The organism is Herbiconiux daphne (assembly GCF_024979295.1).
GTDB lineage: Bacteria > Actinomycetota > Actinomycetes > Actinomycetales > Microbacteriaceae > Herbiconiux > Herbiconiux daphnes.
The window spans coordinates 15,436-40,338 of the sequence record NZ_JANLCJ010000008.1 but is presented as its reverse complement, the minus strand read 5'-3'; the positions used below and the strand labels follow the sequence as shown (position 1 = coordinate 40,338).

General features: G+C 65.4%; 27 protein-coding genes. 13 read left to right on the top strand and 14 right to left on the bottom strand.

The annotated features are described in order from the left end of the window. The first annotated feature begins 11 nt into the window (after nt 1-11). A complete protein-coding gene (locus N1032_RS18275; RefSeq protein WP_259540662.1) occupies nt 12-686 on the top strand; it encodes a CoA transferase subunit B in 675 nt (224 codons plus the stop codon). An 860-nt stretch (nt 687-1,546) separates the two neighbouring features. Here the strand turns inward: N1032_RS18275 and N1032_RS18270 are convergent. Beyond that, on the bottom strand, nt 1,547-1,918 hold the full coding sequence (locus N1032_RS18270) for a cupin domain-containing protein (RefSeq protein WP_259540661.1): 372 nt from the start codon (nt 1,916-1,918) through the stop codon (nt 1,547-1,549). A gap of 53 nt (nt 1,919-1,971) precedes the next feature. Then, complete coding sequence (locus N1032_RS18265; RefSeq protein ID WP_259540657.1) at nt 1,972-2,577, bottom strand: TetR/AcrR family transcriptional regulator; 606 nt, start codon at nt 2,575-2,577, stop codon at nt 1,972-1,974. 269 nt (nt 2,578-2,846) lie between these two features. Between N1032_RS18265 and N1032_RS18260 the strand changes: the two genes are divergently transcribed. From N1032_RS18260 to N1032_RS18230, 7 genes are all read left to right on the top strand, one after another. After that, nucleotides 2,847-4,271, top strand: coding sequence for an APC family permease (locus tag N1032_RS18260; RefSeq protein ID WP_259540656.1), 1,425 nt, complete (start codon nt 2,847-2,849; stop codon nt 4,269-4,271). Then, nucleotides 4,268-5,914, top strand: coding sequence for an FAD-dependent oxidoreductase (locus N1032_RS18255; protein WP_259540654.1), 1,647 nt, complete (start codon nt 4,268-4,270; stop codon nt 5,912-5,914). Before N1032_RS18260 ends, N1032_RS18255 begins: the two co-directional genes overlap by 4 nt. Further along, nucleotides 5,911-6,363, top strand: coding sequence for a flavodoxin domain-containing protein (locus N1032_RS18250; RefSeq protein WP_259540650.1), 453 nt, complete (start codon nt 5,911-5,913; stop codon nt 6,361-6,363). The genes N1032_RS18255 and N1032_RS18250 overlap by 4 nt, the downstream gene beginning before the upstream one ends. Before the next feature lie 14 nt (nt 6,364-6,377). Next, nucleotides 6,378-7,562: a cytochrome P450 gene (locus tag N1032_RS18245; protein WP_259540648.1), complete on the top strand. Its 1,185-nt coding sequence runs from the start codon at nt 6,378-6,380 to the stop codon at nt 7,560-7,562. Nucleotides 7,563-7,582: 20 nt separating this feature from the next. Next, nucleotides 7,583-9,571 carry a primary-amine oxidase gene (locus N1032_RS18240; RefSeq protein WP_259540647.1) on the top strand — a complete coding sequence of 663 codons (1,989 nt, stop codon included), beginning with the start codon at nt 7,583-7,585 and terminating at the stop codon, nt 9,569-9,571. 8 nt (nt 9,572-9,579) lie between these two features. Then, nucleotides 9,580-10,119, top strand: coding sequence for a hypothetical protein (locus N1032_RS18235; protein WP_259540645.1), 540 nt, complete (start codon nt 9,580-9,582; stop codon nt 10,117-10,119). A 655-nt stretch (nt 10,120-10,774) separates the two neighbouring features. Further along, nucleotides 10,775-10,966, top strand: coding sequence for a hypothetical protein (locus N1032_RS18230; protein WP_310795967.1), 192 nt, complete (start codon nt 10,775-10,777; stop codon nt 10,964-10,966). A gap of 41 nt (nt 10,967-11,007) precedes the next feature. Here the strand turns inward: N1032_RS18230 and hxlA are convergent, their stop codons facing one another. Further along, the gene (gene hxlA / locus N1032_RS18225) at nt 11,008-11,631 is read right to left on the bottom strand and encodes a 3-hexulose-6-phosphate synthase (protein ID WP_259540644.1); all 624 of its coding nucleotides are present in this window, start codon (nt 11,629-11,631) and stop codon (nt 11,008-11,010) included. A 28-nt stretch (nt 11,632-11,659) separates the two neighbouring features. After that, a complete protein-coding gene (gene hxlB, locus N1032_RS18220) occupies nt 11,660-12,238 on the bottom strand; it encodes a 6-phospho-3-hexuloisomerase (RefSeq protein ID WP_259540641.1) in 579 nt (192 codons plus the stop codon). 101 nt (nt 12,239-12,339) lie between these two features. Between hxlB and N1032_RS18215 the strand changes: the two genes are divergently transcribed. Next, nucleotides 12,340-13,167, top strand: a complete 828-nt coding sequence (locus tag N1032_RS18215; protein ID WP_259540640.1) for a helix-turn-helix transcriptional regulator — start codon at nt 12,340-12,342, stop codon at nt 13,165-13,167. 11 nt (nt 13,168-13,178) lie between these two features. Here the strand turns inward: N1032_RS18215 and N1032_RS18210 are convergent, their stop codons facing one another. The 3 genes from N1032_RS18210 to N1032_RS18200 are packed head-to-tail and all read right to left on the bottom strand — an operon-like array spanning nt 13,179 to nt 16,090. Next, the gene (locus N1032_RS18210) at nt 13,179-14,021 is read right to left on the bottom strand and encodes a hypothetical protein (protein WP_259540638.1); all 843 of its coding nucleotides are present in this window, start codon (nt 14,019-14,021) and stop codon (nt 13,179-13,181) included. An 18-nt stretch (nt 14,022-14,039) separates the two neighbouring features. Beyond that, nucleotides 14,040-15,671, bottom strand: coding sequence for a relaxase/mobilization nuclease domain-containing protein (locus N1032_RS18205; protein WP_259540636.1), 1,632 nt, complete (start codon nt 15,669-15,671; stop codon nt 14,040-14,042). A 26-nt stretch (nt 15,672-15,697) separates the two neighbouring features. After that, complete coding sequence (locus N1032_RS18200; RefSeq protein WP_259540635.1) at nt 15,698-16,090, bottom strand: MobC family plasmid mobilization relaxosome protein; 393 nt, start codon at nt 16,088-16,090, stop codon at nt 15,698-15,700. Nucleotides 16,091-16,491: 401 nt separating this feature from the next. Here N1032_RS18200 and N1032_RS18195 point away from each other — a divergent pair, with 401 nt between their 5' ends. Both N1032_RS18195 and N1032_RS18190 read left to right on the top strand, forming a co-directional pair. Beyond that, on the top strand, nt 16,492-16,758 hold the full coding sequence (locus N1032_RS18195; protein ID WP_259540633.1) for a glutaredoxin family protein: 267 nt from the start codon (nt 16,492-16,494) through the stop codon (nt 16,756-16,758). A gap of 62 nt (nt 16,759-16,820) precedes the next feature. Next, complete coding sequence (locus tag N1032_RS18190) at nt 16,821-16,967, top strand: hypothetical protein (RefSeq protein ID WP_259540629.1); 147 nt, start codon at nt 16,821-16,823, stop codon at nt 16,965-16,967. 53 nt (nt 16,968-17,020) lie between these two features. Here the strand turns inward: N1032_RS18190 and N1032_RS18185 are convergent, their stop codons facing one another. The 6 genes from N1032_RS18185 to ssb all read right to left on the bottom strand — a co-directional run bounded on the left by N1032_RS18185 (nt 17,021) and on the right by ssb (nt 21,099). Continuing rightward, nucleotides 17,021-17,359, bottom strand: coding sequence for a transcriptional regulator (locus N1032_RS18185; protein WP_259540628.1), 339 nt, complete (start codon nt 17,357-17,359; stop codon nt 17,021-17,023). Nucleotides 17,360-17,621: 262 nt separating this feature from the next. After that, nucleotides 17,622-18,191: a recombinase family protein gene (locus N1032_RS18180; RefSeq protein ID WP_259540627.1), complete on the bottom strand. Its 570-nt coding sequence runs from the start codon at nt 18,189-18,191 to the stop codon at nt 17,622-17,624. A gap of 6 nt (nt 18,192-18,197) precedes the next feature. Continuing rightward, a complete protein-coding gene (locus tag N1032_RS18175; protein ID WP_259540626.1) occupies nt 18,198-18,911 on the bottom strand; it encodes a Fic/DOC family protein in 714 nt (237 codons plus the stop codon). Between the two features lie 92 nt (nt 18,912-19,003). Beyond that, complete coding sequence (locus N1032_RS18170; protein WP_259540623.1) at nt 19,004-19,213, bottom strand: antitoxin VbhA family protein; 210 nt, start codon at nt 19,211-19,213, stop codon at nt 19,004-19,006. 438 nt (nt 19,214-19,651) lie between these two features. After that, nucleotides 19,652-20,626, bottom strand: coding sequence for a DNA-processing protein DprA (dprA, locus tag N1032_RS18165; protein ID WP_259540622.1), 975 nt, complete (start codon nt 20,624-20,626; stop codon nt 19,652-19,654). Between the two features lie 53 nt (nt 20,627-20,679). Continuing rightward, the gene (ssb, locus tag N1032_RS18160; RefSeq protein WP_259540617.1) at nt 20,680-21,099 is read right to left on the bottom strand and encodes a single-stranded DNA-binding protein; all 420 of its coding nucleotides are present in this window, start codon (nt 21,097-21,099) and stop codon (nt 20,680-20,682) included. A 459-nt stretch (nt 21,100-21,558) separates the two neighbouring features. Here ssb and N1032_RS18155 point away from each other — a divergent pair, with 459 nt between their 5' ends. Beyond that, the gene (locus N1032_RS18155) at nt 21,559-22,482 is read left to right on the top strand and encodes a PDDEXK nuclease domain-containing protein (protein ID WP_259540616.1); all 924 of its coding nucleotides are present in this window, start codon (nt 21,559-21,561) and stop codon (nt 22,480-22,482) included. Nucleotides 22,483-22,785: 303 nt separating this feature from the next. Then, nucleotides 22,786-23,853 carry a toll/interleukin-1 receptor domain-containing protein gene (locus N1032_RS18150; protein WP_259540613.1) on the top strand — a complete coding sequence of 356 codons (1,068 nt, stop codon included), beginning with the start codon at nt 22,786-22,788 and terminating at the stop codon, nt 23,851-23,853. A 102-nt stretch (nt 23,854-23,955) separates the two neighbouring features. On the opposite strand, the gene N1032_RS18145 is transcribed toward N1032_RS18150, so the two are convergent. Next, the gene (locus N1032_RS18145) at nt 23,956-24,858 is read right to left on the bottom strand and encodes a hypothetical protein (RefSeq protein WP_259540612.1); all 903 of its coding nucleotides are present in this window, start codon (nt 24,856-24,858) and stop codon (nt 23,956-23,958) included. Nucleotides 24,859-24,903: the final 45 nt, after the last annotated feature.

Sequence of the window (24,903 nt, the reverse complement as noted above, 5' to 3'; positions counted from 1 at the left end):
AGGAGACCACCATGACCTGGACCCGCGACGAGATGGCAGCCATCGCCGCCTCCGAACTCCGCGACGGCGAGTACGTCAACCTCGGCATCGGCATTCCCACCCTGGTCGCCAACCACCTGCCGCCCGGCGTCAGCGTCACCCTGCAGAGCGAGAACGGCCTGCTCGGCATGGGCCCGTTCCCGTTCGAGGGCGACGAGGACGCCGACCTCATCAACGCCGGCAAGCAGACTGTCACCCTGCTGCCCGGCGGCAGCTACTTCGACTCGGCCACCTCGTTCGGCATGATCCGCGGCGGGCACGTGGCCAAGGCCATCCTCGGGGCGCTGCAGGTGGCGGGCAACGGCGACCTCGCCAACTGGACCATCCCGGGCAAGCTCGTGAAGGGCATGGGCGGGGCGATGGACCTCGTGGCCGGCACTCCCCGGGTGATCGTGATCACCGACCACGTGGCCAAGGACGGGACGCCCAAGATCGTGGCCGCCTGCGACCTGCCGCTCACCGGCGCGGGGGTGGTCGACCGCATCATCACCGATCTCTGTGTGTTCGACGTCGTCGACTCCGCACTCGTGCTACGCGCCGTCGCCCCGGGTGTCATGGTTGACGAAGTGCGCGCGAAGACTGGGACCGTCTTCACGGTAGGTATCGACAACAGGGCCACAATTGCGGTTACAAATCGCGACCGGTAGCAGAGCAGCGCATCAGTTATCGGATAGCAACACTATCGCGGCCACTGTTATCAGGCAGCGTGCCACTGGCAGACCTACCCGCCGTCGTCGGTATACATTGACCCAATCGGTAAGGGCGGAGACGGGCGGCGTCCAGTTCGACCACCGAAACTCGTCTTTCTTGGGAGACCCGCCGCGCATCAAGCACGACTACCGCTAGCTCAAACACGGCGTCGGCCTGGACCACGTCGAAGGCCGCACCTGCCACGGCTGACACCATCACGTCACACACCATCGTCTGCTCGCAGTCCCAATAGTCCACGGGGCAGCCTGAGCTTTCAAGGGCTCTCCGTGAACTCCAAACCTCGGCCACCGACCTCCTCAGCCGCTGTCCTCCGGCCAACACGCGGGGTCAACTAGGCAAGTAATACCATTCGTTGGGTTCCTAATCAGATGCAGCGACCGTACCCTGTCAACTCAGCATGTCTTCGTCGGACGGGCGATCGACGAACGCTCAAGACCGTTATGTCGTCGATCGTTCCTGTGGAGGTGACGACAAGCGGCTCCTCAGGCACGGTCTTCAATCGCGGGATGAGGGTGTGGAAGCTGCGCCTGCCCGCCCCGAGGCTCGTGAACGTCTTCACACAGTAGGTAGGTTCGGCGCGGATCGATGCAGCGAGACCCTCTTATTGTCAAATCGTCACCGCCGGCAGACCTTGGCCGCCACACAGCGGGTCTCGATCGAGGTCACGATGTCGGGTGCCCGACGAATGGATACTGGCATTTGCGCTTGGACGATACCCGCTTGATGGACCCCTCGATGTGTAACCATGGATACCGCAAGTGAGTTTCAGGTGGGAGACAGCCAACTCAATGGCGTTTCAGAGAAGGAAGTACACCTTCTTCACGGGCTCGATCGCCTCAATCCGACCCTGCCAGCCTTCTGGCAATCGATAGCCCTGTCCGGCACTGACGTCGACGCTCTCACCGCCCGTCGGAGTGAGCCGCAGGACTCCCTCCAAAACGAAGGCGGCCTCAGGCTCGGGGATCGGTTGGTAGTCGAATCCATCGCGATCGGCGGTCCAAATCGCCACGAATCCTGCACCGTCTTCCGGTCCGGCTAGATGCAACAGACCGAAGGTCGGGGTGCCAAAGGGATGCACATGGGTAGGAGCTTCGGTAGAGACCGGTATCTCAGCCGTCGACACGAGTGCAGAGTTGAAGGCGAGGAGGGATTCAGTGACAGCGGCCATGAGAACCTTTCTAGAAGTGAGTGCCCCAGTCTCACCACAGACAACCAAACTTGTCAATCGCGTAGTTGCTGCGGCGCTGCTTTTGTCACTCCCGCCACACCGCGTCTGCTGCCCGCGTAGTCCCGCAGGAGCGCGCGCAACGAGGCGATGGCGCGGCGAGTGGCCGCCTCAGCTCCGAACACCATCTGCTGCAGCACCATCCCGTCGAGCGCGGCGAAGATGGCCCAGGTGAGGTCTGGGTCGTCGATACCGTTGCGCAGGAGCTCACGACTCACAGCCGCGCGGTACTCCGAGTACACACGCTCGAGCACAGGCGCGAGTTCCGGACGCCTTCGCGCTTCGAGCGCGAGCTCGAACTGGAAAGCTTGAATCTCTTCGTCGCCGTTCACGAAGTCGACGAGATTCTTGGCGAAGTCGTCAAACCCCGGCGTGGTTGATTCCAGCTCGGTGCCTGCGAGGCTCCGCTGCAGTGAATACTCCAGCGCCTCCTCGAGCAACGTGTCCCAATTGCCGAAGTGATGCTTCACCAGCCCGTAGGTGACTCCGGCCTCCGTCGCCACGGTTCGGTAGGTGAGACCGCGCAGTCCCTGTTGCGCCACGATCGTGACGGCCGCCTCCAAGAGCGCCTGTCGGCCTTTTCCGTATGCGACTCCGCCCATGCGGCATCGACTCCTTTCCCCCAGCCAGGGTACCCCGCGACCTGCCACTCGACCGGTTGCAGGTTTCCACTGTGTTTCCCCGCCAGCCGCTTCGTTTCGGGAAGATTACGCCCGGTAAAAGACTGGTTACAGACAAACTATGCAATTGACAAGTTTGGTCTCGACCTTCGAACATGGCCTCTACCACGCCGTGAGCACGCACGCCCTCGCTTCCGGCACCGCTCCGCCACCCTGATCCTTCCGCCTTCGAGCCCTTGGAGCACGAGCCCATGACTGCCGAGACCATCACCGAACCGCGTACCACCGCCCTCCGGAAGAACGCCGTCGGCGTTCCTGGCATCCTCTTCTTCGTCTTTTCCGCCCAGGCGCCGCTCACCGGAATCGTCGGCGCGGCGGGGCTCGCCGTGGCACTCGGTAACGGTGCAGGTGCGCCGGGTGCGTACCTGATCGTCGGCCTCATCATCGTGCTGTTTGCGGTGGGATTCACCACCATCTCCCGTCACATCGACACTCGCGGCGGGTTCTTCGCGATCGTAGATGCGGGGCTCGGGCGTAGCTTCGGAGTCGGAGGCTCCTATCTCGCGATGCTCTCCTACAACACCATCCAGGCTGCGATGTACGGATTGCTCGGGGGCACCCTATCTGGAATCTTCCCCGTCGTCCCGTGGTGGGTGTTCTCGCTTGCTGCGATCGTCCTCGTGTGGGGCCTCGGTTCTCGCGGAATCGAGCTTGGCGCCCGAGTGCTGGCCGTGCTGGTGATCACCGAGGTTGTCCTCCTGCTCGTCTTCGCGGTCATCGTGCTGGTGACGACGGGCTTCGCCGGCCTTGACGTAGGCGCAAGCTTCAGCCCCGCAGCCATCCTCGCAGGAGCACCCGGCATCGCGATCCTCTTCGCGATCGCGTCGATGTTCGGCTTCGAGTCCACAGCCATCTACAGCGGTGAGGCCAAAGACCCTCAACGCACGGTTCCGCGAGCGACCTACATCTCTGTGATCGCCATCGCCGTGTTCTTCGCCTTCGTGATGTGGATGCTCATCGCCTACTACGGTGCAGACAGTGCTCAGGATGCGGCGCTCGCGACTCTCACGACCGACCCGGCACGATTCGTGCTCGAGCCTCTGACCGCCGTGCTCGGTGGCTGGGCCGCTCCGGTGGCGCAGGTGCTGCTCTGCACCTCGCTGCTCGCCGGAGTGCTGGCCTTCCACAACATGGTTACGCGATACTTTCACGCCCTGAGCGAGCGCGGAAACCTGCCCCGTTCACTGGCGCACACGAACCGGCAGCATGCTCCGGCCACCGCCGCGCTCACGCAGAGCATCGTCGTGACCGTGCTGGTGCTCCCCTTCGCGTTGCTCGGTCTCGACCCGCTCACCACACTTTTCGCCTGGTTCAGCGGGCTCGCAGTCGCCGCTCTCGTGGTGCTCTACGTAATCTCGTCGATCGCTGTAATCGTCTTCTTCCGTCGGCACCGGCTGGTCGAGAGTCCGTGGAGGACGCTCGTCGCACCGATCGTCAGCACCGTGCTGATGTTGGGTGAGCTGTTCCTCATCATCACGAACTTCGGCACGCTCACCGGGAGCGACCCCCTTACTGGCTGGATCATGCTGGGCAGCATTCCGGTGGTGTTCCTGATCGGCTTCGTCTCGGCCCGCGCCGGCCGCGTCGGCTCGAGCTCTGCGGTCGTCGAGTCATGAGCGAGCTCGTGTGGGGCGTCAAGGCGTCACTCCGTTCGTATGTCTCAGACAGCGAAGGTCGGATCGAGACGCCGCTGCATCGGACCGGTGACGGATCGTTCGTGTTCCCCGCGGCCGGAGACGGCCGGTTCAGCGGTGAGGTGCGCTTCATCGCACACGGCGGCATGATGGACTTCCGCATCTGCGACCCCGCCCTCGAGGAGCGAGAGGGGAACACCATACTGACGATCGACGGCGACGGTGGACGGATCGACCTGGCCACCGCCCGGCCGACGCAGCGTGAAGGTCGGCTCGAGCTCGCTCTGACACGAGCCGGGGCGGGGCACTTCGGCGACTTCTACCCGACCGGAGGTGCTCTCGACGACCTCACCATCACGATGGCCGCGGCGGTCAGGCGCGACACCATCGCGATTGTCGGCAGCGGGCCCGCTGGCTGCTACACCGCTCAAGCACTCCGACGTGCCCGCCCTGAAGCCGAGGTCGTGATCATCGAGCGCCTCCCCGTGCCCTATGGGCTCGTGCGCTACGGCATCGCCGCCGACCATCAGGGCACCAAGAACGTCACGAAGCAGTTCGACCGTCTGTTCGAACGAGACGGAGTGCAGTTTGTCGGCAATGTCGAGATCGGACGGGATGTGACGATCGAGCGCCTTCGCACCCTCTTCGATGCCGTTGTGATCGCGACGGGTCTCCCCGGCGACCGGCCGCTCGGCCTGCCGGGCGAGAGTCTGCCTGGCGTGCACGGTTCCGGTGAGTTCACCCGTCACGTGAACGGACATCCCGATGACGCGTCCGCGCGCTACGAGCTGGGTTCCGACGTGGTGGTGATCGGCGCCGGCAACGTCGCGATCGACATCGTGCGTCTTCTGCTGCAGGGAGTCGAGGAGAGGGCGGGCAGCGACATCCACCCCCACACCGAGGCGACCACTCTTTCGGGCACCATCGACCGCATCACGCTGGTGTCCCGCTCTCCCGTGTCCGAGGCGCGGTGCGACGCGGCCATGGTCAAGGAGCTGGGGCGCGTGCCCGGAGTCGCCTTCGTGGTCGACGGTGACGCGCCCGAGGCGGGACCTCCGGTCGCACAAGCGATCCGGGAGCTCACGGCCCGCCCCGTCGACGACGCGCGGCTCACCGTCAGTCTGCGATTCGGGGCATCTCCGGTCGCCGTGCTCGGCGAGGCAAGCGTCAGCGGCGTCGAGGTCTCGACACCCGACGGTGGGTACACCGTGATCCCGGCGACTGCGGTGATCACCGCTATCGGCTTCACGCCCGCGACACCGAGCGACTCAGTGTCAGCAGACGCCGAGCCCGACGGCGGATTGTTCGCAGCCGGATGGGCCCATTTCGGGCCACGTGGTGCGCTTCCCGATGCCCGCAACGATGGTAAGCGAGCCGCTGCGGCCGTCGATTCCTATCTCGCCTCCCTCTTCCTCGCTGTACAGCGCGAAGGAATCGCCGCGCTGCGGGCAGACCTTCCGAGCCCGGCCGTCGACTTCTCCCATTGGCGCCGCGTCGATGCTGAAGAACGCGCTGCAGCAAGTCCCGGCCGCGTGCGCCGGAAATTTCTCACGTCCGAAGAACTCCTGATCGCAGGAGGCTACGCCCTCACTGCATCCCCCGTCACCGAAAGGAACTCCGCATGACCATCCGCGTCCTCTACGGCACAGAATCCGGCAACTCCGAGATGATCGCCGAGGACGTGGCCATCGTCTTGGAACAGCACGGCACGGTGGCGGTCGCCGATCTCCAGGATACTGACCCCGGGTCATTGAGTCCTGCCGATTTGTATATCATCATCTGCTCCACCTACGGAGAAGGCGAGCTCCCCGCTTCTGCGCAGCCATTCGTCGATCGCCTCGTCGAACTCCGGCCGCAGCTCGATGGTGTGCACTACGCGATTTTCGGGCTCGGCGACAGCGGGTACGCCGACAGCTACAGCAAGGGCAGCGAGTATCTGGCAGCCCGCCTGGATTCTTTGGGGGCCGTGCGCGTCGGCGAGTACGGCCGTCACGATGCCGCGGGGTTCGACGACGCGAGCGAGATCGCCACGGAATGGGTGCGCGGCATCATAACCGTGCGTGCAGCAGCCTGAGCGAGGAGCACAGCATGACTATCGAGACACCCGTCGACCTCATCCCCTTCGACGACCCTGCCTTCCGGGCCGATCCCTACCCCTTCTATGCGGAAGCACGAATCCAGGCCCCCGTCTACCGGAGCCCGCTCGGCGTGTGGGTGTTCACCCGCTACGCGGAAGTGTCGAAACTTCTCTACGACCGCAGCCTCACCGTCGAACAGATCGAATTCGGGCCCGCAAGCCCCCTGCACGACAGCGCCCTGGGCGCCGACGCCCCCCGGCATACCGCGCTTCGTCGTGCGCTCAACAAGTGGTTTACTCCGAAGGCCGTGCAGGTGTGGCGCGAGCATGCCCAACGCCACCTCGACGATGCGCTCACCGGCATCGTCGAGCGAGGCGGTGAGTTCGATGCGGTCATGGATATCGCCTACCCGGTCACCTTCCTAACCGTCTGCGATCTGATGGGCGTTCCCCCGCTGGAGGCGATCGGAGTGCGCCAGGCCACCTACGACCTCGGGGCGGGCCTAGGCACGAACCCGAGCGACGATGAGGTTGCGGGCGTCGCGGATGCCATGCACTGGTTCTCGCGGCATGCCGAGCACCTTATCGACCTCAACCTCGCCGCCTCGCGAGACGGGTTGCTCTCGTCGCTACTCGAGATGGAGAGACTGGGAGATCTCACACGCGACGAGGTGGTGGGAACTCTCACCCTGATCTTCGCGGTGGGTCACCTGGACATCGGCTACCTCATCGTGCACGGCCTCCACATCTTCGCGGAGCACCCGGACGTCGCCGCCGCCTACCGCGACGACGCTGCCCTGCGACCCGCCATCGTGGAGGAGGTGCTGCGCGTCGACACTCCCGAACAGTTCGTGACCAGGATGACGACGACGCCGATCACGATCGGCGAGGTCGAGATTCCGGCGGGTGAGATTCTCACCATTCTGATATCCGCGGCGAACAAGGATCCGGAGGTCTTCCCGAACCCCGATCTGTTCGACTACCGGCGAGACAACTCAAAGGCCAAGCACCTCGCCTTCGGCGGCGGTCTGCACGGTTGCGCCGGCCAGGTGCTGGCACGCGCCGAGGCCGAGGTCGTGTTCAGAACGATCACGGAGCGCTTCGGCGGAGTGCGCCCCGCCGGTCCGGTGGTCTACGGGCATACCGACTTCATCCGATCAATCACCCATCTCCCGCTCACCCTGTCGAGCATCTGACCGAAACGGACGACATAGTCATGACGATCGCCCATCCCAAACCCGCCCTCGACCCAATCGACGCCGTCCACTCCGCGCATCCTTTGAGCCCGCTCTCCCCCGCAGAGATCCGTGCTGCCAAGGAGCTGCTCGTCTCAGCCGGAAAAGCAGGGCCGCAGACCCGGTACTCGTACGTCTCGCTGCGCGAACCAGAGAAGGCGGACGTGCTCGCCTACGCAGGAGGCGAACTGCCGACCCGAGAAGTGTCGATACTGCTGACTGATCTCGACACCCAGCGCGTGCGCACGGTCATCGTCGATGTGACCCGGGGCGAGCTGGTGCACGAGCGGGAGATCGACACCAGCGCGGAGGGGTTCGGGCCTGCACTCGATGCCGACTTCACCGCCGTGGACGAAATCGTCAAGGCCGATGAGGAGTGGGTGGCAGCCATCGCCCGCCGCGGGATCACCGATCTCGATCGGGTTCGCACTGTTCCCCTGTCGGCAGGCGTGTTCGACCATCCCGATGAGATCGGGCGCCGGATGTACCGCGTGCTGGCCTTCGAGCAGAAGTATGAGACCGACTCAATGTGGGCGCATCCGATCGACGGTGTCGTGGCTCACGTCGACGTCGGAGGCCGCTCGGTGCTCCGCGTCGTCGAGAACCACATCCGTCACGTGCCCCAGGAGTCGGGCGACTACCTCGACCCCACCACGCGAGGAGCCGAGCGCACCGACCTGAAGCCCATCTCCATCACCCAGCCGGAGGGTGCTTCCTTCGCCCTGGAGGACGGGCTGCTGACGTGGCAGAACTGGAGCGTACGACTCGGCTACAACGGTCGCGAAGGGCTCACGCTCCATCAGCTCTCGTTCACCGACGCCGGCGTGCTTCGTCCGATCCTATACCGCGGATCGGTGAGCGAGATGGTGGTGAACTACGGCGAACCCACTCCGATGCACAACTGGCAGAACTACTTCGACGTGGGCGAATACCAGTTCGGCCGTCTCGCGAACTCGCTCGAACTCGGCTGCGACTGCCTCGGAGAGATCAGCTACGTCGATGCGATCGTCGCCGACGATTTTGGCGATCCGCAATCGATCCGCAACGCCATCTGCATCCATGAGGAGGACTACGGCATCCTGTGGAAGCACACCGACATGTTCTCCGGCACCTCGGAGACGCGGCGGCAGCGCCGACTCGTCGTGAGTTTCTTCGTGACCGTCGGCAACTACGACTACGGCTTCTACTGGTACCTCTATCTAGACGGCACCATCGAGCTGGAAGGAAAGGCAACCGGAATCGTCTTCACCGGCGGCCATGACGGCTCCGACCCGTATTCATCGCGAATCGCACCGGGCCTCGGCGCGCCCGTTCACCAGCATCTCTTCTCGGCCCGGCTCGATCTCGACATCGACGGCACCGCAAACCAGATCGATGAGCTTGAGTTCACTCCAGTGCCGATGGGCGACGGTAACCCCCACGGCAATGCGATCTCGCGCTCGCGCACTCCGCTGCGCACTGAGGGCGAGGCCCAGCGCCTAGCGGCCAACCACCTCGGCCGAGTGTGGGCCATCTCGAGCACGGAACGGCGCAACCGTCTCGGCGAGCCGACCACCTACGTGCTGCACCCGGAAGGTCAGCCCGTGCTGCTGGCCGACCCCGCATCGTCTGTGGCCCGACGTGCAGAGTTCGCGCGCAAGAACCTGTGGGTCACCCGCTACGACAGAGATGAGCTCTGGGCCGCCGGTTACACCATCAACCAGCACCCCGGGGGAGCCGGTCTTCCCGCCTACGCCCAGGGTGACCGTGAGCTAGACGCTCAGGATCTGGTGATCTGGCACACCTTCGGACTCACGCACGTAGTGCGCCTCGAGGACTGGCCGATAATGCCCGTCGACTACACGGGGTTCACCCTGAAACCGCACGGATTCTTCGACCGCAACCCCACCCTCGACGTACCTGACCTTAGTACGCGGCTCTGCCACGCCGACCGGCCGGGAGGGCACGACGCCCACCATCATCACCCCTGAGGCCGACGATGACGACTTCGGCTTTCCTCAGCGCGGCAGCACTCCTCCCCGCACTCGTGAACATCGGCCAGGCGATCGCGCACCCCAGCCGGCGACGAGTCACGATGTTCGTAGCGAGTGTTCTCACCTTCGCCGCCATGCTCGATCACACGGCCTCGGTGATCGGGTTGCCGGGTGTCGTGTGGACCTGCGCGCTAGTGATCAACGCTCTCGTAGTCGCCTGGGCCATGAGACTGCGGTCGCTGCGACCGAAGTCTCACGGCCCATCGCAGGGTCTCGGCCTTCCCCTCTCGCTGATTGCGACGGCGGCTCTCATGCTGAATCACCCGGGTCTCGGCGCGGCGCTCCCCAGCGGCGAGCACGGTTCCCACTCAGCTGCACTCGGCCTCGGGCTCCTGAGTACCGCACTGGCGTTTGGCGCCATAGCTGTGTGTCTGAGCACGTGTGTCACCCAGGTGCGTTCCGGCTGCACCCGTGCTGCAGCTTTCGACAGCGCGGCGATGGCTACTATGCTCGGCCTCATGACCCTCGGTGACGTCACGGCGTGACGATCTTCAGCGTTCCGGCCGACGTGCCACGGGAGGCCGAACCGAAGAAGATGCCGCAGGCGCTGCAGCGCCTCCTTCGTGGGAGTCGTCGCATCAGAGCAACTGCTGGGCTCACCAATCCGTAAGGCGGGGCGAAAATCGGCCGGACGAGAAACCGTGTGTCGCCAAACCCGGCCTGAGTGAGTTCGCCGTACGCCGACCACCTCGACGACGGCACCATGATCGAGAGCGCGGACATCGACACTGCCGATGCGTACTCGATTAAGGTGTCCTCCGACGTCGCTCCGTACAAACCGTCGGCGTTCGATGACGCAGCCGAGGTCATCGTCGACAGCACTCGCACCCGGCAGCGACAGCCACCCAGCCGAATCTCATCGATCTCCGCGCGGTAATCCGTCTCTAGGAGTGGAGCAGGCCGCGCTGCGCTCGTGGGCGCCCAGCCATCAAGGTGCGTTCGGTCAATGGCGCGAACCTACTCAAGGAGCAGGTGGGAGCTTCGATTACGGCTGCGCTGGCCATCTGGAACTCGCGCGGCGCGTAGGAGCGCGAGCAACCTCCCCGACCGGGTGCCAGTGGCCCTCTGTGCCAGAGCTACCCGGGTTCTCGTCGAGGCAGCGACGAGTGGGCGACCCGAGTAGGAGGATCAGGAGGCCGCGTGCGGCTCCTCGGCGCATCCGCGTCGAGCGTCGCCGATGCGGTCCGCGGCCGCCCCGACCTCGCGGTCTACGCATGCCCGGCGACGGAGGCCAGCGGGATCGAGCAGCTTCCGTTCCTGCGCGAGCAGGCGGTCTTCATCACGACCCACCGGTTCGGCACCCCCGACCACCTCACCGACCGACTGGTCTGATGACGACGAGAGGCGCCTCCGTCAGGAGGAACGTCGGCGTCTCAGACGATCGCCGCACGCAGCTCGGCCGCGGCAGCACCGACGTCGGGTGCTCCGTAGATAGCGCCACCGGCGACGGCGACCTGGGCGCCCGACTGCTGAACGGCGACGATCGTGGAGGCGTTGATGCCGCCGGCGACCGAGAACGGAACGCCGGAGGCCTTGCCGTCGTCGAGCAGGGTCGAGAAGGTGAAGCCCTCCTCGGCCTGCTCGTCGAGGCCGGCGTGCATCTCGACGAACTCGACGCCGAGGGCCACGACTTCCTTGGCGCGCGCGGGCTTGTCGGCCACACCGATCAGGTCGACCACGATGCCCTTGCCGTGCTTCTTCGCCGCCTTGATGGCACCCACGATGGTGCTGTCGCCGGCGGAGCCGAGCACGGTCACCAGGTCGGCCCCGGCGGTGAAGGCGATGTCGGCTTCGAGCTCGCCGGCATCCATGGTCTTGAGGTCGGCGAACACGATCTTGTCGGGGTGCGCAGCCTTGACGGCGGTGACGGCGGAGAGGCCGGCGCTCTTGATCAGCGGTGTGCCGAGCTCGAGGATGTCGACGTGCGGCGCCGCGGCGGCCGCCAGTTCGAGGGCTGCTTCGGTGGTGAGGGTGTCCATGGCGAACTGCAGTTTCATGATGTGCTTTCTGTTGGGAGTTCAGGGGTCATTCGAGATTCGCGTGCCGCGGCCAGAGCTCGTCGGCAGTCACGCCGGAGCGCTGCCAGAGACCGTGGAAGAGGGCATCGCCGAGCAGGACGACGGCTTGCTCGAACAGGCTTCCGGCGTACTGCGCCGACGCGGAGCCCGATCGATCGAGCTTGCCCGCGGCGGGAACCAGGATGCGCACAGTCGCCAGATCCGCCAGCGGCGAGTCGGCCGCCGTGGTGATGGCGGCCACTCGAGCGCCTACACCGACCGCGGTCTGCGCCGCGCGCACGATGCCTCCGGTGGTGCCGGACCCGCTCGCCGTGAGCAGCACGTCGCCCGCCGCGATCGCCGAGGCAGTCACCTCCCCCACTACGTGCACCTCGAGACCGAGGTGCATGAGGCGCATCGCGGTCATGCGGAGGGCGAGACCCGAGCGGCCCGCGCCGAGCACGAAGACGCGCGGCGCCTCGGCGAGCAGGTCGGCGAGAGCGTCGAGGCCGTCAGAGCCGCCGATGACGAGCCGATCCACCATGGAGTCGAGCTCCGCGGTGATCAGCGAGAGGGCGGGGCCGACGCCGACCCGGGAAGCATCCATCGCCCTATCGTGCGGGTCACCCCCCGGAGCCACCCCCGCCCGTCGGGCCAGTCCGCACTCCTCTTTCGGGTAGGTGCAGCCGAGCGGGTAGGGTTACGGGCGTGACCGACACCACGCTGCCCTCCCCCGCCTCCCGCCAACTGCTGGTGGAGCACGCCCGCACGGTGGCCGAGCAGGCCGACCGGCACGCGGTGACCCTCGAGTCGATGCTCGCCGTGCTGCGGGCCGGGCGGCTCGACGATCGGGCGGCGCGCATCCTGGCCACCGAGATCGCCACGACGGCGCTGGTCGACCTTCGCATGGTCACCGACCAGCAGCGGAGCAGGATGCTGGAGCCCGTGGTCGGCGCCTTTGCTCGCCTGCGCACCGACCTGCATCCGCTAGTGCGCTACGGCGACCTCGACGTCCAGTTCGTCGAACCGCCGACCACCGGCCGGGCGCTCCCCGGCGAGGTGGCACACGCGGCGCGGGCCATCGTGCGCAGCGCCGTCCTCGCCTTCGTCGACAAGGGCGAGACCCGTCGGGTGCGCATCCAGTGGGACTGCGACGGCCTCAACCTGCTGATCGGCATACGCGACGACGGGAGGGGCGACCTCACGATGCACGATGACTCCCTGCGGCCGATTGCCGAACAAGTGCGCTCTCTCGACGGGACATTGGCAGTGGACGCGACACCTGGTTGGGGCTCGTCGCTCGACATTCGGCTGCCGCTTGACCCTCCAAACGAGCCGGAGCCGCTGGTGGACTCGGTGCCACTCTCTTTGCGGGAGCGTGACGTGCTCCGGCTCGTGGTGTCTGGCGCCCGCAATCGAGAGATAGGCCGACGTCTGTCGATCAGCGAGAACACCGTCAAGTTCCATGTGTCAAATCTCTTACGCAAGGCTGGCGCCCGCTCCCGGGCCGAATTGACCGCGCTCGCAAAAGGTTAGGCCTCCCTGGCCTACCGACTGAGCCCGCCGCGTTCGCGCTGCATGATGGGCGTCTTGGTCGCGGTGCGCGCTCGGGTCTGCCTGCCGGGCTTGGTGGCCACCGCGGCGGTGGCCGGCACGGCATTGTCGCGGTCGGTAACGGTCCGCATCCGCACGAGCTCAGGGTTGAGTCCGGATTTCTCCAGCTCGGCGGCGGTCTGCTGTCGGCGTCCCGCACTGTCGTATGCGAGTGCGGAGCCGTCACGGTTGGCCGCCGCTTCGGCCAGGATATCTTCGCGGGTGAGTCCCTGCGTGGGCTCATCGACCTGTGCTTGGCGCTGCTCTTGGTCGCGCTGCTCGGCGTCGCGTTCGTGCTGCTCGGCCGTGGTGAGCAGCACGGCTCCCTCGGCGGCATCCTTCCCGCTTTCGCCTCGCTGCGCGGCCGCGTCTGCGCGATCGCGCTCGGTGCGCTCGAGCAGGTCACGCACTCGGGCAGGGTCGGCGCCGAGCTCGTCGACGTCGACGCCGTAGCGGCCGCGAAGCTCGTCACGCATGTGGTCTGCGGTGCGAGCAAGATCGGCGTCGACGGGCCGCCACGCCTCGGCGGTTTCATACGCAGCCGCGATGTCGTCGACGCCGGCGCGGTTCCACCACTCGCCCTGGTGCACGGGGGCGAGGCTCGCGGCGGCCGCGGAGCGTTCGGCGTCGAAGCGGGCTTGCAGCTCGCGGGTCTGCTGCTCGGTGCGTGCTTGCGCCGCGCGGGCGAGTTCTTCGCGGAGTCGGGCGAACCGCTGTGCGAGCTGCATCGCGACGGCGAGTGCCGTGCGGAGCTGCCCGTCGAGCGCTTCGCCCATGCCGTCGTTGTCCTCAACCATGTGTTGTTGCCTTCCTGGTTATCTCTCGTGGCCGTCGCGCTCGATGGGCGTGGCGGTGGTTCTGGGTCGCTGCTGCTCGATCGGGGTAGGCAGCGGGCTCCCGGTGCCGGGGATGACCTGGCCGCGCTGCGCGACCTCGACGACGCGGGCGACCTCGGAGTCGACGCCTTCGGCGGGGCCCGGCATGGCCACGCCCTGGGCTGCTGCACCGGTCTTGGGGATCGCGGGGAGGCGATCGCGCACGCTGGTGTACTGCTCCCGCAGGGTGCGGTCCAGCTGGGCGGCGCGCTGGGCGTCTCCGACTGCCTCGTGCATCTCCATCACGGCCCGCACGGTCGCGGCGAGCTGGCGCAGCATGAGCGCTTCGGCCACCCCGCCCTTGCCCTGGTCGGCGGCCTGGAGAAGCATCATGGTGGCGCCGGCGACTGAGATGTGGCCGGCCGGGCGGGGCTTCGATTGGTGGGCCCGGATCTGCGCTGTTCTGGACAGGTCGCGGGCTGTCTGAGCGAGCGGCCCGGGTGTCGCTTCGACGCGCTGCGACCATGCCGCGAACGCGCCGGCCGTGTCGCGGGCGAGGTGCGCCCAGCTGGCACGGTCATCGATCGGCACCTCCCGCATCTGCGCGCGGAGCTGCTTCAGCTCGGCCGTGTACTGCTTCCACAACTGCGGGTCCGGCGCAGACTCTTCGCGACCGGGTATCACGGGTCGGTACTGCCACGGGTTCTTCGCGGTGGCCTTCCACTCGTCGACGGCGCCCTGTGCGGCGTGGACACTGTCGGGCCACCCCTCGCGCAGGCGCGGGAGGGTGAGGTCGCGGGCGAGGCGGCCGCCGCCGTACCAGACGACCTGCTTATCGGGCTCGGGTCGCAGCGCCACGGAGTAGCCGGCCACCACGTCGTCGCGGCCTGCTGCGAACCGCGGGCGGATGAGTACCCCGCCGCGACGCAGGCGGCGCACGAACTCTCCTTCGTCGAGTGACGCGGTGGCCGCGGCACGTATGGTGCGCTCGAGGCGGTGCACACCAACCTCGGCGCCGGCGCGTGTGGCCCTTTCGCGCTCGGCCGGCTTCACGCCACGCTCTCCGATGCCGCGCTCTCGCGACTCCAGCTGCTCGAGGCCATGTTCACGTTCGAGGTCGCGGCAGATGTTCTGTGCCCGCTGGTAGTCGTTGTGGGTGTTCGCCTTCGTGCCGTCCTCGCGGACGAGCGAGAGGGCGACATGGATGTGATCGTTGCCGTTCGTCGAGAGGCCGTGACGGACGGCGACCCACCGGCAGGGAGCCCTGCTGCCGCCCTCGGTGGTGAACCCCATACGGTCCACGAACTGCTGCGCGATCGCCCCCCACTTCTCATCCGTGAGCTGCCCTTCCTCGGCGCGGAGCGAGAGCGAGCAGTGCCACACATCAGCCGGCACGGTGGTGCGGGTGACCTCGCCCGTCTCCGGGTCCGTAATCCGCTCCTGGCGGGTGACATCCACGCCGAGCCGCACACGCGGTTCGTCCAGATCCTTCGCGATCGCCAGAGCGGTGTCGCGGTCGAGTACCCCGTATCCGTGCATCGTGACGATCGCGGAATCCCCCGCCACGAGATGCTGCTCTTCGTGCTCGTTCGAACGACCCGGGCCGGCCAGGTAGACCATCAGTCCACCCATCCGATCGCCTCGGCTGATGTTAGGCATCATGAGTCGGCCAGCGTCTCGATCGCGGTCGACAGTCGTGGAACGATCGCGCGGTACTCAGTGATGATCGACTCCGCCTCAGCGGGGAACGCACCTTCCGTGTTCGCGAACCGGGCGAGCTGATTCGCGTTGTTCGCAATGCTCGCGAGCAGCCGGCGCACCTCGAACATCTCTACGATCGCCGCCTTCCGATCGGTGTCCGTCTGGACGTCCGCCACCATCGCGGATTCGAACAGAAGCCGCGGCACAGTGACCTCGCGAACAGCCGCCCGGGCCTCCAACTGCACCTGCTCATCGGGGGTGACGTAGACGCTGTAGAACTTCCGTCGGGCACCGGTGACGTTCTTACGCCGACTGCGGCCGAAGAGCCGCCCCTTGTCCGGTTCAGCCATCGTTCCACCGCCCTTCCCTGGCCTAGCGCAGCGACCCCGAACTCCGGGGACCATACGTCCAGTATGCCCACGAGAACGCCACGGCGTCGAGAGGAACGAGCAAGTTACCCAGGGTAACTTCATAGCTTGCTCCGTCTGGAGCTCCGCCTAGAGGGATGCGAGAGCGTCGCTCTACCTGCACCCAAGGGTGCCTCTGAGGATGAGCCTTCGGCTCGCCTCTGGTCGGGCAACTCCGTTGCCTTTTGCACCAGGGAAGGGTACGCGCCGACTGCGCGCCGGCAAGGGCTTTCGCGGCATATCCTCGCTGCACTCCGGTATTCCACGGTCCCTTGCCTCCACGCCCCCGACGAGTGTTTCGGCGGGTGCCAAAAGGCAATGAGGTTGAGAGAGAGATGGTTCAGATGGATGAGCATGTGACGCTCTACACGCTCCCCGGATGCATGCAGTGCACGATGACCGAGAGAGCACTTTCCGATGCCGGCGTGGGGTTCGCCGTGGTCGATCTAGCAAGCGACGAGCGAGCCGTCGACCTGGTGAAGCAGCTCGGGTATCTGTCGGCGCCAGTCGTCGATGGGGCGCAGCACTGGTCGGGATTCGACCCGGAGCGGATCAGGGCCACCGCCGCAAGGCGGTCGGCGGAGCAGCTGCTGGCGGTGAGTAACGCGTGAGCGCGCTGCGTGCTCGAGCAGAGCAGATGATGCCGTTGCTGACGCCGACACAGGCTGGCGAAGTGCTTGGCCTGTCCGTGGCGGAGCTCGAGGTGCTGCGCGCACGGGGCGCTGGTCCGAAGTGCCATGCGGTCGGCTACGGGGTGGTGCGCTACAACACGGCCGACGTGATGCGGTGGAGGTCGGTCGGCGCTGGCCCGACGTCGTGACGGCGGCCGCCTGGTCAATCGAGACTGAGCTCTCGGCAACTCCCGCTCATCGCTCATGCCGCGGCCAGTTCGGGGAAGCGGCCTTCCCAGAGCGAGCGGACACGCACAGGCAGCAACAGATCCGACCATACAGCCACCAGCAGGTCGCGGTTCAGGAGTTCAACCTGGTCGATGGCGCGGCCCTCTCGGAGAGTGGCCTGGTAGGCCTCCACAACGTCGGACTCGTTGGCGAGGTCGAACGAGTAGGCCGGGCCCCAGTAGACGTTGATCGTGAGCTGCACGCGGCCGTCGCGCGGACCATGCAGCACGTCGAGCCGCTCCGGCGCCTCATACGGCTTGATGTCTCGGTAGAACACCCGAGCATCTTCCGGAGCGTCCGTTGCGTCGGTCATGGCCAGATAGTGGGGTCGCGAAGGCTCTCGTGACCGGGCGGGTGATCTTTGGGAAGCACACACCACCCGTCACCGACAGGGGCTGACTGGCCACACATCGGCACCGCCACGCCGTGCTCGTCCTGCCCATGCCCGTACAGTGCCCTCGCCGCAGCTCCACGAGTGAGGCCGTGGGCGACGAACGTGCATCCGCGCTCAGTGCACTGCCACGAGGGCAGCACAACAGGAGCGGAGTCGCGCCGGTCAACGTCACTCATCAGCCCTAGCTTTCGAGAACTTCTTCGGGCCGGTCGAGCGCGCGGCGGACACTGGAAACGCCGACGCCGAGGGCGGTGGCGATGGTTGGCCATGTCGCTTTCTCTGACCGCATCCGGCGGGCGATCTTGATTCGCTCCGCGGTCATCACCGTGGGCCGTCCGCCGCCACGGCCACGAGCCTTCGCCGCAGCGAGACCGGCTCGAGTCCGGTCCGAGATGATGCGCCCGTTCATCTGGGCGAACGCGGCGCAGATGTGGAAGAACAGCTCGCCTCCCGGGGTGGTGGTGTCGAAAGGTTCGGTGAGTGACTTGAACTCCACGCCCCGCTCCCCCAGCTCAGTCACGATCGTCACCACGTCGGTCATTGACCGGCCCAGCCGATCAGTCGAGTACACCAGCAGAGTGTCGCCGGCGCGGAGGAACTTCTTCGCGTCGATGAGCCCGGGACGGGCGGCATTCTTACCGGTGAGCTTGTCGGAGAAAATCGGATCGGCGCCGGCCGCTTTCAAGGCGTCGATCTGTGAGTGGAGATTCTGATCCTGCGTCGAAACGCGGGTGTATCCAACAATGGCCACCAGGCCCTACCTTCCGTATCCGCGATCGCTACTGAGCCCCCGACGCCTGACGTGCCCGCGCCCCGGCGTGGAGCCACCAGGTTCGGGCGCCCGGATCTCGGTGGCGCTCGTGGGAAAGCTGCGCTTGTTCAGGTCGGCGATGCGCTGCAGTTCAGGGTCCAGCGGTGCCGGCGCACCCGGCCGTTTATCAATCGACTCGATGGCCTTCGATAGCACCGCGGCTAAGCGGGTGTTGCTACCGGTGTCCTGGCTGTGGAATCGGGCAGCCACGAACTCGTCGCGGAGCGGCGAGCCGACTGTGAAAGCACCCGTGTCGATCCGGTACCCGGCGACCTCTGCGAGCTGGGAGAAGAACACGAACTGGGTGCGGGTGTTGCCCTCACGGAAGCTGTGGATGACGTTCAGCTCACCCCATCGCTCTGCGAGCTCGTCGACGAAATCGGCCTTGTCGAGGCCGCGGAGGAAGTCTCTGCTCGCGAGCTTGTCGTACTCGGCGTGAGCCGCCTCCGTGAGGGCGGGGCCCGCCGGGTAGTACGAGTGCCCATCCTTCGTCATGAAACCGACGGGGCCCACGCGCTCCTCCCCCGCCCATGCGTAGACGTCTTGGAAGATGTGCCGGTGGATGGCCTTCATGTGGCCGTAGTCGAACGTCGCAGGCAGAGGCGCGTCGGCCAGCTCGACGAGGCGCACGTGCGCCTGGGCTTCCTCGTAGCGGCGCAACTGCTCCGCATCTGTGATGCCCTCGATGTTCTTTAAGACGGAAGTACCTGGGATGAAATAGTCATCCCAGGTACGAAAACCGTTCGCCACGGTTAGCGGCTGCCGAGCAGCTGCGCCTTCACCAGCGCTGCCGCCTCGTCCCCCGTGACCTCACCAGCGGCCAGGCGCCGACTAATCGCCCGCACGGCGGGGTCGGTGATCTCGTGGCCGGCCGCTCCGAGAGCGGCGTCAGCGAAGCTCATCCGCCGCTCGACGTCGGCCTGGTCGACGACGGGTTCGGTACTTGCATGCGCGATGCTCATGACGGCTCCAATCTGGTTGTTGCCAGTATACCGGATCTGTTCAAAACCCTCTATGAGCAGGTTTCGGCCGATTTGATTTCGGTAACGGGTTTTGAACAGATCACGACCCGCGGGAAATCAAGGGAGCCGCAGGTCGACGTCGACCTGCTCGCAAACGATCGTTTTCGGCAGCACTCAATCACGCCTCCGATGAAGCTAGCATCGTGCGCGTTGGGCCCGCGCTCTGCCGAGTGCCTCCGTGATCCTTCGACGCTTGAGTCGACTGGGCTGTCCGCGAGACCGGGACAGATTATGAGCTAGCCCGCCGAAGGGACTGCCCTGGTGGGCGCGAACGCTTCTGGATGGCTGTCGCGCCGACAGGCGCGTCCGCTCCTGGGTGGGGAGTGTGAGGGCACCCGCCCCTCACGGCCGGCCCACGCGGGGCCGGCCGTGCCGAGGTCACGACATCTCGGCGGCGCAGGTCACGAGGCGGGCTCGCCCCTCCCGGATGAGCCGGTGGCACCCGGCCGACGTTGGCGAGGTCACCGGCCCGGGGACGGCGTAGACCGGTCTGCCGATGCTCTTCGCGTGCCCTGCCGTGTTCAGCGATCCGGACTGGCTCCCGGCTTCGACGATGACGACCTGATCGGCGAGGGCGGCGATGATTCGGTTCCGTGCAAGGAACCGCCACTTTGTCGGAGCGGTAGTGGGCGGCAATTCGCTGATGACCACTCCCCCGTTGGTCGCGACTCGGGTGATGAGGTCGTGATGCCCGGCCGGGTAGAACCGGTCCACCCCACCGGCGAGAACGACGGCGGGCGTCCCACCGCTTGCAAGTGTGGCCCGGGTTGCCATCCCGTCGATGCCGTAAGCGGCACCGGTGATGATCACGTGCCCGTTCGCGACGAGGTCGCTGGTCAGGTTCATGGCGACGTGCTCGCCATACGTTGTGGCGGCGCGGGAGCCTGAGATCGCGGTGGAATGTTCGGAGTTCAGTGCCTCGAGGTTTCCGCGGCACCAGAACAGGAGCGGGGCAGCGTCACCGAGTGCGGCAACACGTGTCGGCCAGCCCGCGTCTTCCGGTGTGAGGATCGCGAAGCCGTGCTTGTCGGTGAGTTCGAGGCGGCGAGCAACCCGGCTCGGGTTGTACTGAGCTCCCGCAAGGTTCGCGAGTCGACCCGGAGCGTCGCCGGTCGATTGGTTGACCACGAGAGCGAGCGCCGCGACCGGCCCGTGCGTGTGAATGAGGGCTCCGGCCTCGGGGTCACCGGGTTCGATGATGACCGACCAGGCAACGCGTGCAATCGCGGCGTCGCTGTATGTCAGGGGTGTGCTGCTGGCACGGCGGATGGCTTCGACCGCGTTGTGTTCGAGGGGCAGTTGTGCGGGAAGTTCGGTTCGGATGGTCTGGATGGGGTTCTGTTCGGTCGACATAGGGTTCCTCTCGAAATTGGGAGGGGGCGCATCCACGCCCCCTCGAAGGCGTCTCAGAACGGGCCCGTTCCGGCGGAGGGCTCGTCGGGGGCGCCCTGCTCGGCGGTGTCGCCGGTGCGAGGAGTCCGGGTATAAACGGTGGTGCCCCAGGTGAGGTCGTGCCCGATGGCATCCGCGTCGATCTCGACGTTCGTGCCGCTCTTGTCGCCGTCCTCCCACGTGCGAACGCGAAGTTTCCCGGTGACGATGACGTGCTCGCCTCGGCGGAGGCTGCTGGTCACCCCGACCGCGAGCTGACGGAACGCGCTGATGGAGTACCAGTTGGTTCCTGTCTCGACCCACTTTCCGGCGTCGGAGTCGTAGTGGCCCTGGGCGGATGCGACCCGGAAGCTGGCCACGTCCAGCCCCGCCTGGGTGACGATGTGGCGGGGGTCGGTGGCGACGATCCCGGTGATGGTGATGATGTCCGACATGATCTGTTCTCCCTCTGGTTGGCTGATCGTTTTTCTTTGCGTCTCCGCGGGAAGATCCCTTGAGAGCGGAAGCGGCGAAGTGCTGGGACGTGGAATACCGGACCAGGCGAAGCCGGGGAGGATATGCCGCGAAAGCCCGGCACGCAGACGCGGGAGCGAACTAGGGTCTCCACCCGGAGATGCAAAGAAACCCCATAGGGGCTGCCGCCGGCCCGCCGGCGTCCATTCGGTGTCGCTCCGTCGACGCCGACTCCCCATGAGTGCTGCGCGATCGCTAAAGCGGTCGCTCAATCACCTCTCGAGCGTCGCTTCTGAGCCCGGGAGCGTGGCGGCGGTAGGCTCCCCCTGATGCACCCACAGCCGCTGGTCCCAGACGACTACCGCTCCGTCCTCGACGAGCTGAAGTCCCAGGTCCGCAGCGCTCGAATGCACGCGCAGCGCCGGGTCAACACAGAGTAAGTGCAGCTGTGCTGGTCGATAGGACGCACGATCGAGTCTAGGCAGGTGGACGGTTCGTGGGGTACGGGCGTCCTGCAGAAGATCGCGGATGATCTTCGTGCGGAGTTTCCGGAAATGAAGGGGTTTTCTCGCTCGAACCTGCAGTACATGCGCACCCTCGCCCAGGACTGGCCTGAGGAAGCCTCAATTCGCCAACAGGCTGTTGGCAATTTGCCATGGGGACACATCACGGTTCTCATCGACAAGCTGGATGACCGGGAATCACGCGATTGGTACGCCGCGCAGGCAGTGGAGCACGGTTGGTCCCGGAACGTATTGATGAACCAGATCATGAACCGAACCCTGGAGCGCACAGGTGCTGCAGCAACTAATTTCGCCGGGCAACTTGCTCCCGCAGACTCCGACCTCGCGCTGCAGCTTGCCAAAGACCCCTACGTGTTTGACTTCCTGAATCTCACATCCGATGTCGCGGAGCGGGAACTCGAGCAGGCTCTGATGGACCGGATCGTCGACACGCTCCGGGAGCTCGGCGCCGGCTTCGCGTTCGTGGGTCGGCAGGTGCATTTCGACGTCGGCGGCGACGACTTCTACCTTGACCTCTTGTTCTTCCGCGTTGAGCAGCTCCGCTACGTTGTCGTCGAGCTCAAGACCGGAAGGTTCCAGCCGGAGTACGCGGGGAAGCTTGGCTTCTACGTCGCTCTCGTCGATGATCGCCTGCGACGCGAAGCCCACGCCCCAACGGTAGGGATTCTGATCTGCGGTATCGGCAATGAACACACCGTCCGCTACTCGCTCGGCCGCACAGACTCACCGATGGCGGTATCCACCTACACATACGAATCGCTGCCGGTGAATGAGCAGGCTGTCCTCCCCAACGCCGATCAACTTGCGGCCGCCCTGGAACGACAAGTAGAAGCAGATTAATTACCGCGCAATATGCCAACAAGCTGTTGGCATATTGCGGCGTCGGGTGCGACTCGGGCAGGAACACATGACCGGTGAACGACGGCAGGGGCAGTTACCCTGAGCTCATGACCGAACCGGTGAGAGCGGACACGATCAGGGAAGAGGTGCCCGTCTCAGTCCCACGGCTCCCCGGGCTCAGCAACGAGGGCCGTATCGTCATGTCCGATGACAGCTGGAATACGGACTGGTACGGTTCAGCCGACAATGCGTGGCGAACGTTCCCGACCAAGCTAAATCCTTCACCCATCAGAGGGGACCGACGTGCCCGCATTCAATGTCGAAAAGGTTAAGCTCATCCGCCTCCTGGGTAGGCGGATAGCCGACCTGGGAATTTCAGATGTGAACCTGCTTCTTCGTGAAGCTGGCGTCAACCAGATCGATCCAGACGAGTGGGAAGAGAACTATCAGGGCTACCGCCCGACCGAGGAAACGCGACGTTCGTGGGTGATCGAAGCACTCCACAACGTGGATCTGAGTGTCTTGCAAGGCATCAGCACTACATTGCACGAGCTCTTCGACGAACCGCTGATTGCATTGGGGGCTTCGTCCGAGCCTGCCCCACTCAAACTATTCGCGTCGCATCTCACCACACAGAAGGTCTTCGTCCATGAAGTCGCCGACGCGCTCAACCGCAAGTGGGGTGTCTCCCTATTCGTCGCTCACGATGATATCGAGCCGGATAGCACATGGCAGGCTCCAATCGAGGACGCGCTGGCATCAGTGAATGGTGGGGTGGTGTTCTTGCATCCCGGTTTCATCGAAAGTCGCTGGTGCGATCAGGAAGTCGGATGGATGCTCGGCCGACAAATTCCTCTGCGCGCTCTCAAATTCGCCGGGACGGACCCGTACGGGCCGCTCGGGAAGCAACAGGCTTACACCGTCCCAAACACGATGAGTGCGACCGCTCTTGCCGACGTTCTGATTGATTGGGCAGCCGAACGCCCGCTCCTGTCTGGCTCACTCATCACCTCCCTCGTGACAGCGCTCCAGGCTTCCAGAAACTTCGACCAATCAACTGCTCTCTGCGATCGACTGCGTGACCACAATGATCTGACGACAAATCAGGTCGCCGCCGTGGCGACAGCGCTCCGTGACAATGACCAGGTCTACGGAGGCGAATATCGCGGCCGAGTGATAGCTGACTCACGGACATGGCTGGCCTCACTAATCGTGCCCTGGCTGGTCCAACAACCAGGCTTTGAGCCAAACAAAGACCTTGTCGTTGCCGCCGCGAAAGCACGTGGGCTAGCCGATGCACTACCGCAGGCACCCCTTCCAGCGCAGCCGCCATCGGCGCCGAGCGATCCGTGGAACACCCAGCCTTTCTAGGCTGGGGAGCGTCGAGCCCGGTGAGGAATTCACGCTATCGGCACAGCGCCGATCGCTGCCAATCCGGGACTGCTGTTCGTTTCGACCCCGTGGTTTGGCGTGTTATCGGGCCGCGGCGGCGCGTACGGCTTGGTAGGCCAGTGCATCGAGCGACCTAAGAAGACCCTTGAAGTCAGTGACGAGCTTGCGGGGATCTTCGTCGAGTTCGAATTTTGCGTACCAAGTGCGCATCTCAGCGCGGACGTCCTCGGCCTCCGGGCTGCGATCGAGTTGGCTGCCGATCTCTTCGATAAGTGTGACGACATCTTCGCGACGAGCCTGGTTAGCGTGTGTCCTGGTGAAGTCTTTCTTGGCGCGATTGATGCGACTGGATATTTTTTGCACGGACTCGGCACGCTCGGCTTTCCGCTGGCACAAGGCAATGTTCTTCAGCAGAAGAGTGAAGTTGCTGCTGGCAGTCTTTCGATCTTGCTCGGTTGCGGTCACGGACTCGTCGGCGGCTCCTGTAAGCGCATCGAGAGTGGCGCGTGCAAACGCAACTTTGTCCAGATGGAAGGTCGAAGCGCCAGTTTTCGCAGCAATGGCCTTTTCCAGAAACGATAACGTGCCAGCGTTCCGGGGCGCCTTCTCGGCATCGCCGGCCACGGCTGGATAGACATTCTTGGGGAGCAGCTTGAGTTCGAGGGGGTCTATGGTCGGGACGAACTCGCGGCAGTAGATCGCGGCGGCTAGGACAGCGACGTTGAAGGGGATGATGTCTTCGATGCCTGCAATGCCATGCGGGTTGTCCGTTACGAGGCCGGCTAGTTCGTCACAGCCGAGCTGGAGGACCAGATCAGAGTCGATGAGCTTGTCACCGTAGGCGCCGCCGGCCGCGAGATCGTCTCGTGCGTCGTTACCAGCCTTGTCGTTGTCTAGTAGCACTGCGACGGGCGGCTTGTCGATGTCGCGGCCACGAGCCAGGTAGACGAGATATGGGATGTGACGGGTGCCCCCGGCTGGCACGATAGTGATGTGGTTCAGGTCTATCCGATCTCGGTCGGCAACGCC